The organism is Serratia plymuthica NBRC 102599 (assembly GCF_001590925.1).
Classification (GTDB): domain Bacteria; phylum Pseudomonadota; class Gammaproteobacteria; order Enterobacterales; family Enterobacteriaceae; genus Serratia; species Serratia plymuthica.
In genome coordinates, this window is sequence record NZ_BCTU01000026.1 from 68919 (window position 1) to 81504 (window position 12586).

General features: G+C 56.3%; 12 protein-coding genes. 10 read left to right on the top strand and 2 right to left on the bottom strand.

The genetic code is table 11. From position 1 onward, the window contains the following. The first annotated feature begins 315 nt into the window (after positions 1–315). Positions 316–1101 (top strand): phosphate starvation-inducible protein PhoH, encoded by a 786-nt coding sequence (gene phoH, locus SPL01S_RS18330; protein WP_004945903.1) that lies wholly within the window; start codon positions 316–318, stop codon positions 1099–1101. A 232-nt stretch (positions 1102–1333) separates the two neighbouring features. Further along, a complete protein-coding gene (lpxO, locus tag SPL01S_RS18335; protein ID WP_063201953.1) occupies positions 1334–2236 on the top strand; it encodes a lipid A hydroxylase LpxO in 903 nt (300 codons plus the stop codon). Positions 2237–2293: 57 nt separating this feature from the next. Here the strand turns inward: lpxO and chaA are convergent, their stop codons facing one another. Together chaA and SPL01S_RS18345 are read right to left on the bottom strand one after the other, a co-directional pair. Next, positions 2294–3394, bottom strand: coding sequence for a sodium-potassium/proton antiporter ChaA (chaA, locus tag SPL01S_RS18340; RefSeq protein WP_063201958.1), 1101 nt, complete (start codon positions 3392–3394; stop codon positions 2294–2296). 372 nt (positions 3395–3766) lie between these two features. Next, positions 3767–4585: a siderophore-interacting protein gene (locus SPL01S_RS18345; RefSeq protein WP_063201961.1), complete on the bottom strand. Its 819-nt coding sequence runs from the start codon at positions 4583–4585 to the stop codon at positions 3767–3769. 130 nt (positions 4586–4715) lie between these two features. On the opposite strand from SPL01S_RS18345, the gene chaB reads away from it, so the two are divergent. The 8 genes from chaB to SPL01S_RS18385 all read left to right on the top strand — a co-directional run bounded on the left by chaB (position 4716) and on the right by SPL01S_RS18385 (position 12580). Then, complete coding sequence (gene chaB / locus SPL01S_RS18350) at positions 4716–4943, top strand: putative cation transport regulator ChaB (RefSeq protein ID WP_062871161.1); 228 nt, start codon at positions 4716–4718, stop codon at positions 4941–4943. 386 nt (positions 4944–5329) lie between these two features. Beyond that, positions 5330–6025 carry a gamma-glutamylcyclotransferase gene (locus SPL01S_RS18355; protein ID WP_062871160.1) on the top strand — a complete coding sequence of 232 codons (696 nt, stop codon included), beginning with the start codon at positions 5330–5332 and terminating at the stop codon, positions 6023–6025. 301 nt (positions 6026–6326) lie between these two features. Further along, positions 6327–7280: an HTH-type transcriptional regulator Cbl gene (cbl, locus tag SPL01S_RS18360; protein WP_004945885.1), complete on the top strand. Its 954-nt coding sequence runs from the start codon at positions 6327–6329 to the stop codon at positions 7278–7280. 313 nt (positions 7281–7593) lie between these two features. Next, entirely contained in the window at positions 7594–9162 is a 1569-nt protein-coding gene (locus SPL01S_RS18365; RefSeq protein ID WP_062871159.1) for an ABC transporter substrate-binding protein, read from the top strand. Next, positions 9162–10214 carry an ABC transporter permease gene (locus SPL01S_RS18370; RefSeq protein ID WP_063201964.1) on the top strand — a complete coding sequence of 351 codons (1053 nt, stop codon included), beginning with the start codon at positions 9162–9164 and terminating at the stop codon, positions 10212–10214. The genes SPL01S_RS18365 and SPL01S_RS18370 overlap by 1 nt, the downstream gene beginning before the upstream one ends. Further along, complete coding sequence (locus SPL01S_RS18375; protein ID WP_063201966.1) at positions 10211–11080, top strand: ABC transporter permease; 870 nt, start codon at positions 10211–10213, stop codon at positions 11078–11080. The genes SPL01S_RS18370 and SPL01S_RS18375 overlap by 4 nt, the downstream gene beginning before the upstream one ends. Further along, positions 11070–11912, top strand: a complete 843-nt coding sequence (locus tag SPL01S_RS18380) for an ABC transporter ATP-binding protein (protein WP_063201969.1) — start codon at positions 11070–11072, stop codon at positions 11910–11912. Before SPL01S_RS18375 ends, SPL01S_RS18380 begins: the two co-directional genes overlap by 11 nt. Next, positions 11909–12580 (top strand): ABC transporter ATP-binding protein, encoded by a 672-nt coding sequence (locus SPL01S_RS18385; protein WP_063201972.1) that lies wholly within the window; start codon positions 11909–11911, stop codon positions 12578–12580. The genes SPL01S_RS18380 and SPL01S_RS18385 overlap by 4 nt, the downstream gene beginning before the upstream one ends. Positions 12581–12586 lie beyond the last annotated feature (6 nt).

Sequence of the window (12586 nt, forward strand, 5' to 3'; positions counted from 1 at the left end):
AAGTCCTTGGTTGGGCTGGAAAGAAAAAACAATACACCTTCTCTGATTTCTCGTTGTAACGAGGGTTCTCTCTCCGACTCTCTTTTCCTGGCAACTCCGCATTCCCGGCATGACAAGTTCTTGTCACTTTTTACTCCACAATTAATTACGCAATCGCGTTCTCCCGTGAAAAAACGGTGCGCTACAACGCCCGCGTATTCACTTCGTCTATTGGCTTTTATTGGCTCTGAAGGAAGCCAAAACCTCATCTGTATGTGAAACATAATCGCGCGGCTAGGCTGCTGCGGTAGGTGAAACAAACTGTAAGGTGCCACTATGAGACAAAAAGCAGTGATCAAAGCACGTCGTGAAGCGAAACGCGTTATTCGTCGTGACGCTCGTAGTCATCGCCAGCTGGAAGAAGAGTCCGTAACCTCGCTGGTACAAATGGGTGGAGTTGAGTCTATCGGCATGGCGCGAGACAAGCGCGATAGCTCTCCCATCGAGGCTAGAACCGAAGCTCAGGGTCATTACTTAATCGCCATAGATAAAAAGCAGTTGATATTTGCCACCGGCGAAGCCGGCTGCGGCAAAACATTCATCAGCGCCGCGAAGGCGGCAGAAGCCCTTATACATAAAGAAGTGGATCGGATTATTGTTACGCGTCCGGTTTTACAGGCGGATGAAGACCTCGGTTTCTTGCCCGGGGATATTTCTGAGAAGTTCGCCCCTTATTTCCGCCCGGTGTATGACATTCTGGTGCGCCGCTTGGGATCGTCCTTTATGCAATACTGCCTGCGCCCGGAAATCGGCAAGGTAGAGATCGCGCCTTTCGCCTACATGCGCGGGCGTACCTTCGAAAATGCGGTCGTTATCCTGGATGAAGCCCAGAACGTCACCGCCAGCCAGATGAAGATGTTCCTGACCCGTTTGGGTGAGAACGTAACGGTAATCGTCAATGGTGACGTAACCCAGTGCGATTTACCGCGCGGCGTGAAGTCCGGCCTCAGCGATGCGATGGAGCGCTTCGAAGAGGATGAAATGATCGGCATCATCCGCTTTGATAAACAAGACTGCGTCCGCTCCGCCCTGTGCCAGCGTACGCTCAACGCCTACAGTTAACCTGCCTGCTACGACAAGGCCGCTTCGGCGGCCTTTTTCTTTTCCGCCACTAATCTCCGCCCGCCAACCCTGAGTGTAAATTATTGTAGGTTTTTGTATGGATTTTCGTTGCATTAGCGTTAATGATTAATGGTGTTCCAAATTGGCGCCAGCCTTTACCTGGCAAACGGAAGTAGTTGCGTTGTGCGCCGGTTTGGCGCACAGGTGTTGGGCTTCTCACAGCGGTTCAGTCATGAAATATATTATTTTAATTTTATTTATTTTATGTGTGGTCTATATCCATTATCGCGGCCGGGTGCGTTATACCTTCTGGCGGCAGCTTTCCGATCATTCCACTTTCACCGCGCCACTGAACGTTTTTATGTACTTGTTCTCGCGCGCGCCGATAACGCCTTATCTGCAACCGGAGCAATTTCCCGAACTGGGGGTGCTGCGGGATAATTGGCAAACCATTCGCGACGAAGGGCAGCAGTTGATGGCGATCCAGCAAATTAAAGCTTCGGATCAATTCAACGATGCCGGCTTCAACTCGTTCTTCAAAACCGGTTGGAAGCGTTTTTATTTGAAATGGTATGAAGACAACCATCCGTCGGCGATGAGCCTGTGCCCACAGACCACCGCGCTGCTGCGCAGTCTGCCTTCGGTCAAGGCGGCGATGTTTGCCGAACTGCCGGACGGCAGCCGCCTGCCGCGTCACCGTGACCCCTACGCCGGTTCGCTGCGTTACCATCTGGGGTTGATCACGCCCAATGACGATCGCTGTTTTATTGAAGTCGACGGCGAACGTTACAGCTGGCGTGACGGAGAAGGGGTGATGTTTGATGAAACCTATCTGCATTACGCCGAAAACCAGAGCGGGCAAAACCGATTGATTCTGTTTTGCGATATCGAGCGGCCGATGCGTTATCGCTGGGCGCAGAGCATCAACCACTGGCTGGGGCGTAATCTGATGAGCGCGGCCACTGCGCCAAACGAAGAGGGTGATCGCACCGGCGGCGTTAACAAGTTGTTCAAGTATATTTATGCGGTGCGCAAAGTGGGGAAACGGCTAAAGGCGTGGAACCGCACCGGTTATTACATCATTAAATGGATTCTGTTCGGCGGGATCGCGGCGGGCATTTTCTTCGCGGTATAAATCCTGGCGGTACAAGGCGGTATAAGAAGAGGGGCGCAGAGTGCGCCCCTCGGTCATTCAGGAAAATATGGTCATCATGTAGGCGGCAAACAGCGCCAGGTGCGCGGTACCGTTTAGCACGTTGGTGCGCCCGGTGGAGAACGACAGCTGGCACAGCAGCAAGACCGTCAACATCACCACGATATGCGGTGTCTGCAGGCCGAAGATCAGCGTCTGGCCGGTGAGGGTAGCGATGATGGTTACCGCCGGCACCGTCAGGGAAATGGTCGCCAATACCGAGCCGAAGAACAGGTTCATGGCGCGCTGCACCTGATTGTTCAACACCGCCCGCAGGGCACCCAAACCTTCCGGCGACAGGATCAGCAGCGCTACCAGGAAGCCGGTAAACTGCGCCGGGGCATTCACTTTGGTCAGCAAACCTTCCAGCGAGTTGGCGTTGAATTTGGTCACCGCGATCACCGCAATCAGATGCACGACCAGCCAGCCCGCATGCCAGGCGCTGCTGTGCGAGGAAGGCTTGCCGTGGTGCGGGTCACCGTCGTCATCTTCATGCTCGTACACGAACAGGCTTTGGTGGGTTTTGGTCTGGATCACCAGGAACACGCCATACATGGCGGCAGAAATCACCGCGACCAACAGTGCCTGACCGGTACTGAAGTTACCGCCCGGCAGCGCACTCGGGAACACCAGCACGATGATCGCCAGCGGGAAAATCGCCATCAAATACTGTTTGATGCCGCCGAGGTTAACGTACTGGGTAGCGAATTTGCGCCCGCCGAGCAGCAGCGCAACGCCTACCAACCCGGCGGTGACGATCATGATGATGGAATAAAGCGTATCGCGCATCAGCGCAGGGGCCGCGTCGCCGGTCGCCATCAGCGCTGAAATCAGGCTCACTTCCAGAATAACCACCGACAGGCTGAGGATCAACGAGCCGTAGGGTTCCCCCAAACGATGAGCCAGCACGTCCGCATGGCGCACCACGCTAAAGGCGCTGCTGAGAATACCTATCAGGGCGATGATGTTAATGCCGACGATCAAAGGAAAGTTGCTGGTGCTGCTCCACAGATTCAGGACGACCAGGGCGGCGATCGGGAAAATCAGCGAGTACTCGGTGTGGCGGGATTTGGATCGGCCAGGATCGTGTTGCGACTTCATTTTGATGGTACTCCTTCTCAAACAGCGTGGACCCGTCATCGCTGACTGCCGCAGTACGGCAACTCGCGTATCCAGAATGTTTACCCGCCGCCTTTCACGCTGCCGCATTGTTGGCCGCAGTTTGAAATCCATTGGGCATATTTATATTTAATAATAATAGGATACACCCGGTGTCTTGTGTCGGGTAATGATGTGATGTTGTGTTACTCGAAAAAGCAATTGCTTGCTTTGTGTGACAAGGTTAACAAAAAAACCGCATCTGATGCGGTTTTATTTACTTACTTTTACGTAGTGGGATTAACTTTTCGCATCAGTGGCGCGTAAATTGCAGTTATACACGCATTGCATGGTTAATAAAGGGAAAAATTCCCATTAGTCGTCAATGTTATCCATGATTTCATGCCGTTTATTATGATAACCCTCTTCATTTAACCCCTCACGCCAGTAAGGCACGGCATAAAGCTGATTACGATCACATTGGCGATCGCGGCGCAGGTAGCGGCGCAGCTCGACCACCAGGCGATCTTCACCCGCCAGCCAGAACTGGGTGGTGGCCTGCGGCAAGGGCAATGCACAAAATTGGGTTATCAGCTCCGGCGTTTTTTCGGTGCCGCCGATAATCCAATTCAGCTCGACGCCGGCAGGTTTTTTCAGGCTGATAACGTCGGCGGGAGTATCCACGCGGATAAAAGCATGGCCTTCGCTGCTCGCCGGCAGCTGTTCCAGCAACGCGGCCAGCGCGGGTAAAGATGAAGGATCGCCGGCCAGGCAGTAGAAATCGGCTGGTGGCAGCATCGGTTTGGGGCCGCCAGGGTTGCTGATGCCAATTTTATCGCCCGCTTTAGCCTGGCGCGCAAAGTTTACCGCCGGGCCGCTATGGTCGTGGATGGCGAATTCGATGTCGATTTCTGCCAGTTCCGGGCGCACGGCGCGTACCGAATAGGTGCGAATAATCGGGCGTACCGCGTCCGCTGCCCAAACCGGGCCGTTAGCGGTCAACGTTGGGAGGTCCGGTTGCCGTTGGCCTGCGAGCGGCAGGAAAACCTTGATGTGTGCGGCAGCGGCTTGCGCCGGGTAATAGCGCAGGTCTGGCGCGCTAAAGGTGATGCGGCGCAGGTGCGGCGTAATGTCACGGACAGCGGCGACTTCAATCAGGTAAGGCGCGCGTGAGCGGGGGGCATCGGTATTCACGGTGATCTCCTTATGTTCGTATGGCGCCGAGTATATCATGTCATTTGATAATGAGAATCGTTTGCTGGTTGAGGCGGCAGGCGGTATTGACCAGGCTTAGAGATTCATACGTCGTTATGGGAGAAAAATAATGCCGTACAACAGCAAGAGCGCCTTACCTGACAATGTGAAAAATGTGCTGCCGGATCATGCACAAGAGATCTATAAAGAAGCGTTTAATAGCGCCTGGGATCAATATCGTGATCCTGATGACCGTCGCGGCGATGACAGCCGCGAAGAAACGGCGCATAAAGTCGCCTGGGCGGCAGTGAAGCAGGCCTACCGCAAAGGCGACGACGACCGTTGGCACAAAAAGTAACCTTAAAACCCGGCTGCGGGTGCCGGGAAAATCACAATATCTGCATAGCTAAGCATGCAATTAATATTATTGCTCTCGCGTACAAATACTTTTTCACTTTATCTACGTTTTGAAACTTGATTGCGGATCGAGAAAAGAATAAGGTCATTATTATCGTGGAGTGACTTATACCCTTCATACTTGAAACTGCATCTGTGTTGGCCGCGTCCGCGCACCCCAGTCACTTAGTTTACTAAGCTCCCGGGGATTTACGGTCTTGCCGCCTTGATGCAGCTCCAATTATTTTGGGTATATTGAATTAATAAAATTCCGCATCCAATAAATAAAAATTCCAGAGATCGCAGTGGCAGGGAGTATGAGTCGTCTATTCCCAGGAGGTTGTTAAGGTGTTAACGCGAGATTTTCTGCAAAAGGCAGATTGCAAAACAGCATTCGGCACAATTGAGGAGTCGCTGTTACTGACATCAGAGCAGCGTGCGGCCTCGCTGAATTGTACTTTATCCCGTCGTCCGGATAACAGCCCGGTGTGGATATTCGGTTATGGCTCGCTGATGTGGAACCCGGTATTCGAATCCGAAGAGGTGCGTCCGGCCACGCTGCAGGGCTGGCACCGTGCGTTTTGCCTGCGGTTAACCGCCGGGCGCGGCACCCTGCATCAGCCGGGGCGCATGCTGGCGCTGAAAGAGGGCGGCCATACTACCGGGCTGGCGTTCCGCTTGCCGGAAGAGAAGCTGCGCGAAGAGCTGGAACTGCTGTGGAAACGCGAAATGGTGACCGGCTGTTACCTGCCGACCTGGTGCGATCTCCAGCTTGCCGATGGCGAAGTGGTCACCGCGCTGGTATTCGTGATGAATCCGCAACACCCGCTGTTTGAAGAAGACACCAGCCATCAGGTGATAGCGCCTCTGATAGCCAGCGCCAGCGGGCCGTTGGGCACCAATGCCCAATACCTGTTTGCACTGGATAACGAGCTGAAAAACCACGGCATGAAGGACGACTGCATCGGCGATTTGGTCAACTATGTGCAGCAGTGGTTGCAGCAGAACACGTCCGGCCCTATTGGCGGTGAAGCGACTGCCTGATTCTCTCTGCCGAAACATCCTTTCCAAACGGGCTCTGCATGCAGGGCCTTTTTATATATAACCAATGCCTATATTTAATAACTTTATTTCGCCGGAATATCTAATCCATAATAATTAAGTGGTTTTATATGTCGTTAATTTTAAAGGTGTTCGTTATTTTATCTCGAAGAAACAGTTAATTCACGGTCGTGAAAAATCCACTTAGCATTAAAATGCATAAGTAAAGGTTATTTCTTATTTGTTCCCTCCCGCCAGACTCAGTATCACTGTCGTTAACACTATTGCTCGACAGGGGGAAGGGATGAACTTTCAACAACTAAAAATTATTCGTGAATCGGCGCGTTGCAACTACAACCTGACCGAGGTCGCCAACACGTTATTTACCTCGCAATCTGGGGTTAGCCGTCATATTCGTGAGTTGGAAGAAGAGCTGGGCATTGAGATATTTATCCGCCGCGGGAAGCGTTTATTGGGCATGACCGAACCGGGTAAAGAATTGCTGGTGGTGGCTGAACGTATCCTGAATGATGCCAATAATATCCGCCGCTTGGCAGACGTATTCAGCAGCAACGACTCCGGCCAACTGCATATCGCTACGACTCATACTCAGGCACGTTACAGCCTGCCGGGGGTGATTAAAGAGTTTCGCGCGTTATATCCGCGGGTGAGAGTGGTGCTGAACCAGGGCAGCCCGGAGGAAATTGTCGCCATGCTGGCTTCCGGCGAAGCCGATATCGGTATTGCCAGCGAACGCTTGATGAGCGACGAATCGCTGGCGGCATTTCCCTACTACCGCTGGCATCACACCATACTGGTGCCGGAAGGGCATGAACTGACCCGCCAGCCGCAGGTCACGCTGGAGATGCTCAGCACGCTGCCGCTGATCACCTACCGGCAGGGCATTACCGGCCGTTCACGGCTGGATGCCGCCTTCAAGGCCGCCGGCCTGACGCCGGATATCGCTCTGAGCGCGCAAGATTCCGACGTGATTAAAACCTATGTCGAGTTGGGCTTGGGGGTCGGCGTATTGGCGGATATGTCGTACGAGAAAGAGCGCGACCACGGCCTGGTCAGCCTCAATGCCGAGCATCTGTTCGAACCCAACACCGTGTGGCTGGGGTTGAAACGCAGTCAGTTACAACGTAACTACGCCTGGCGGTTTATCCAGCTGTGCAACCCGACGCTGTCGCTGACCGAAATCAAGGACAAGGTATTCTCCTCACAGTTGGATGCGGTGATCGATTACCAGATTTGACCTGGCGATGAACATAAAAAGCCGGGCAGATTGCCCGGCGATAGAGGAGCCTAAAGCGGCTTTTTCAATAACTTTCCGACCAGACGGCGTTTACCTTTTCCCATTTGATCATCTGATCATCCCCGGCCTTGACAGGCCGCACGCTAATCGCAGACAAAGGGCAACGTCGCAGAACTTAGCCTGCTTAATAATCAAAACCTCATCTATAGATATAAAAAGAATATCTATAGTTATTTAAGTACCTTCGCCTGCCGAATGCACTCACTTACACTCGCGAAATTACTATAAATTCCATCCGCTTGGAGAGTTTCTGATGAAAGCGTTCGTTCCTTCTTTGCTATTTTTGGCCGTAGCGGCCAGTTTCAACACGCAGGCGGCAACCCCGGCGAATACGTTGGTGATTGCCCAGTCAATTGATGACGTTGTCAGCTTTGACCCTGCCCAGGGCTTTGAGTTAACCACGGTACAATCGTTCAACAGCCTGTATCAGCGTTTGATTCAATCGGATCCGCAGAACCCTATCGACCTCAAGCCTACGCTGGCCAGCGAATGGCAGGCGGGCAGCGATAACCGCAGCCTGACCTTCAGCCTGCGGCCGGACGCCAAATTCTCCAGCGGCAACCCGTTGCGCCCGGAAGACGTGATCTTCTCGCTATCAAGGGTGGTGAAGCTGAACCTGGAACCGTCGTTTATCCTCACCCAACTGGGGTGGAACGCTAAAAACGTCGACCAGCACCTGAGCAAGGTGGACGACCACAAGGTGAAAATAAGCTGGAGCGAAAACGTCAGCCCGGCGTTCGTGCTTAGCCTGCTGTCGGCGCCGGTATCGTCGATTGTCGATGCCAAAGAAGCGCTGGCGCACCAGCAGGGCGATGATTTGGGGCATCAGTGGCTGAACAGCCATTCCGCCGGCAGCGGCCCGTATAAAATCCGCACCTATGTGCCGCATGAAGTGGTGGTGCTGGATGCCAACCCGACCTCACCGGAAGGCGCGCCAACGCTGAAAACCGTCTTGATCAAGAACGTGCCGGATCCGGCTGCGCGCCGCTTGCTGCTGGAACAGGGCGACGCTGATATTGCGCGCAACCTGGGCGCAGATCAGATGGCGGCGCTGAAAGACAAGCCGGGCGTAAAACCGCTGGCGATCCCGTACGCCTCCCTCTATTTCCTGCAGTTCAACGCCAAGGCGTCGCCGGCGCTGGGTAACCCGGCGTTCTGGGAAGCGGCACGTTGGCTGTTTGACTATAACGGCATTGCCAACGATCTGCTGAAAGGCCAGTTCCAGAACCACCAGGCCTTCCTGCCGGAAGGGTATCTGGGCGCGCTGAAGGACCGCCCGTACAGTTTTAATCCGCAAAAAGCCAAAGAAATCCTGGCGAAGGCCGGTCTGAAAAACGTCAGCTTTAAGCTGGACGTCAACAACCAGCCGCCGTACCTGGATATCGCCCAGGCGTTGCAGGCCAGTTTCGCCCAGGGTGGCGTGAAAGTGGATCTGGTGCCGGGGCTGAGCGCTCAGGTGTCCACCAAGGTCAAAACCCTTAACTATGACGCGGTCCTGACTTCGTGGGGGCCGGATTATTTTGACCCGAACACCAACGCCGCCGCCTTCGCTTATAACCCGGAAGACGGCAGCAAAACCCTGGCCTGGCGCGCCAACTGGCAAATTCCCGCGCTGAATAAGCTCACGCTGGCGGCCACGGCAGAGAATGACACCGCCAAACGGGTGGCGGATTACCAACAGTTGCAGAAATCCGTTCAGCAAAGCTCGCCATTTGTTATCGGCTTGCAGGCGCGCAGCCTGATCGCCGTGCGTGACAATCTGAAAGGCTACGTGCAGGGCATCAACCCCGACATGGTGTTCTACAGCAAGGTCAGCAAGTAATGACAACCCGTTCTTCCTCTGCCGGGTTCGCCCGGCACAGCTGGCGCTGGAGCCGCAGGCTGTTGACCGGCGTGCTGTCCCTGGCGCTGACGCTGCTCGGCCTGTTGCTGTTCACCTTTATGCTCTCGCATCTGGCGCCGATCGACCCAACGTTGCAAATTGCCGGCGATCACGCCAGCGAAGCCACTTATGCCCAGGTGCGCCACGATTTGGGGCTGGATCAGCCGCTGCCGGTGCAGTTCTGGCGCTATCTGATGCATCTGGCGCACGGCGATATGGGAATATCCCGTATCACCTCGCAGCCGGTGCTGAGCGATCTGTTGCGTACCTTCCCGGCCACGGTAGAACTGGCCACCTGCGCCATTATCCTCGGCGCTCTCGGCGGCATTACTCTGGCATTTCTGGCGGTGCTCAAACCGGGCAGTTGGCTGGATAACGCGGCGCGGCTGCTGTCGCTGATAGGCTATTCGGTACCGATCTTCTGGCTCAGCCTGCTGGGCCTGCTGCTGTTTTACGCCACGCTGCATTGGTCGGCGGGGCCGGGACGGCTGGATGATATCTACCTTTACAGCATGGAGCCACGCAGCGGATTTGTGCTGATTGATAGCTGGCTGTCCGGCGATCGCGAGATGTTTTACAACGCCATCAGCCACCTGTGGCTGCCGGTGGTGGCGTTGGCGCTGTTGTCGATGGCGGGCATCACCCGGCTGCTGCGTGCGGCGATGCTGGAAGAGTGCAACAAAGAGTACGTCACTCTGGCGCGTTCCAAAGGCGCCAGCCGCGTGCGCATTCTGTTGCGCCACGTGTTTCCCAACGTGCTCGGCACGCTGATCACCGTTTTGTCGCTTTCCTACGCCAGCCTGCTCGAAGGCGCGGTACTGACCGAAACGGTGTTCGCCTGGCCGGGCGTCGGGCGTTACCTGACCACCGCGCTGTTTGCCGCCGATACGCCGGCCATTCTTGGCGCTACGCTGCTGATCGGCACCTGTTTCGTGGTGCTTAACGCACTGGCCGACGCACTGACTTATTTAGTGGACCCGCGAACCCGATGAGCCAATACCTTTCCGAACATGAGCCCCAGGGCGCACCGGCTACCGGCTACCCTTCACGCCGTCGGCTGACGACGTTGACGATTGGCGCGACGCTGGTGGCGATCTTGATCCTGACCGCGCTGTTGGCCCCGTGGCTGGCACCGTTCGACCCCAATCTGCAACACATTGAGTTGCGCCTGCTGCCGCCTTCCTCCGGCCATTGGCTGGGCACCGACGGTTTTGGCCGCGACTTGCTGTCGCGGGTGATTTACGGCGCCCGCCCGACGCTGATTCTGGTGTCCCTGATCCTGTTGCTGACCATTCCTATTGGCCTGCTGGTGGGCATCAGCGCCGGTTATCTCGGCGGCTGGGCGGAGCGTATTTTGATGCGCGTGACCGATATTTTTCTGTCGCTGCCCAGCCTGGTGATTGCGCTGGCGTTTGTCGCGGTGCTCGGTCCGGGCCTGATGAATGGCGCGTTGGCGCTGGCGCTGACCAGTTGGCCTTCTTTCGCTCGTCAGGCGCGGGCGGAAACCCTGGCGTTGCGTCGCAGTGACTATCTGGCGGCGGCGCGCATGCAGGGCATTGGCGGCCTGCGGCTGATGGCCGGCCATATTTTGCCGTTGTGCCTGCCGAGCGCGGTCGTTCGCGCCGCGCTGAGCCTGGGCGGGATTATCCTGTCCGCTGCCGGTTTGGGTTTTCTCGGCATGGGCGTTGCGCCGCCGACCGCCGAATGGGGGTCAATGGTGGCCGAGGGCAGTAAAGTGATTTTCGATCAGTGGTGGGTGGCCGCCGTACCGGGCGGGGCGATCCTGTTCGCCAGCCTGGCTTTTAACCTGCTGGGCGATGGCCTGCGCGATAAAATGGATCCTCGTCATGGGCATTGATAACCGCTTATTAATCGCCGACCGATTGTCGGTGCTGCTGCCGGCACCACAGCCGGTTGCGCTGGTAAAAGAGATTTCTTTCAGCATGGGGCAGGAGCGACTGGCGCTGGTCGGTGAATCCGGTTCCGGCAAATCCTTGACCGCCCGGGCGTTGATGGGGCTATTGCCCCCGCCGTTGCAAGTGCGGGCGCAGCGCCTGACGTTAGGCGGGGATGAACTTACGCAACTGAACGAGCGTCAGTGGAACCGCCTGCGTGGCACAAAAGTGGCGATGGTGATGCAGGATCCCAAGCATGCGCTGAACCCTACTCAGCCGATTGGCAAGCAGGTGGAGGAGCCGCTGTTACTGCACACTCGCCTGGGCCGGGCCGAACGGCGGGAAAAGGTGCTGGACATGCTGGCGGCGGTAGGCTTGCCTGATCCGGCGGCGTTGCGTCAGCGCTACCCGCATCAGCTTTCCGGCGGCATGGGGCAGCGGGTGATGCTGGCGATTGCGCTGATTAACGATCCGCAACTGCTGATTGCCGATGAACCGACTTCCGCACTGGATCACCAGATGCGCGATCAGGTGTTGCAACTGATCGAAAATCTGGTGGAGCAGCGCAATATGGGGCTGATTCTGATTAGCCACGATTTGCAGCAGGTGGCGCACTACTGCGAGCGGGTCCTGGTGATGTACAAGGGCGAACTGCTGGATCAACTGCCCGCTGACCAGTTGGCTTCGGCCACGCATCCTTATACCCGCACGCTATGGTCGTGCCGGCCGAGCCGGGAAACCCACGGCAAACCCCTGCCGGTATTGGATCGCGCGCTGCTGGAGGCGCTGAAATGAGCCTGATTACTTTGGACAACCTCAGCGTCAGCCACCGCCAGGGCTATGAGTTACGCACGGTGGTGCATGACGTCAATCTGCATATCGAGCAAGGTGAATGCTTCGGGCTGGTCGGCCCCTCAGGCTGCGGTAAATCCTCGCTGCTGTGGGTGCTGGCCGGGTTGAACGAGCACTGGAGCGGCGGTTTCCGGTTGTTGGGCCAGGATCTGCAGCCCGGCCGGCCGTTCACCGGCACGCTGCGGCGTGAGGTGCAGATGGTGTTTCAGGACCCTTATGCTTCGTTGCACCCCAAGCACCGGCTGTTGCGCACGCTGGCGGAGCCGTTGAAGTTGCTGAAAGAGCGCGATATCGAGCAGAAAATCAGCGCCGGTTTTCGGCAGGTGGGGCTGGACCCGCGCTTGCTGGATCGCTATCCGCACCAGCTTTCCGGCGGCCAGCGCCAGCGGGTGGCGATAGTGCGGGCGCTGCTGCTAAAACCGAAACTGCTGCTGTTGGACGAGCCGACGTCGGCGCTGGACATGTCGGTACAGGCGGAAATCCTCAACCTGCTCAACGATCTGAAGCAGGCGGGTGATCTGACCATGATCCTGGTCAGCCACGATGCCGACGTCATCGACCATATGTGCGATCGCTCGGTGGCGATGGCGCACGGCCGGCTGGTGAATTGAAGCAAT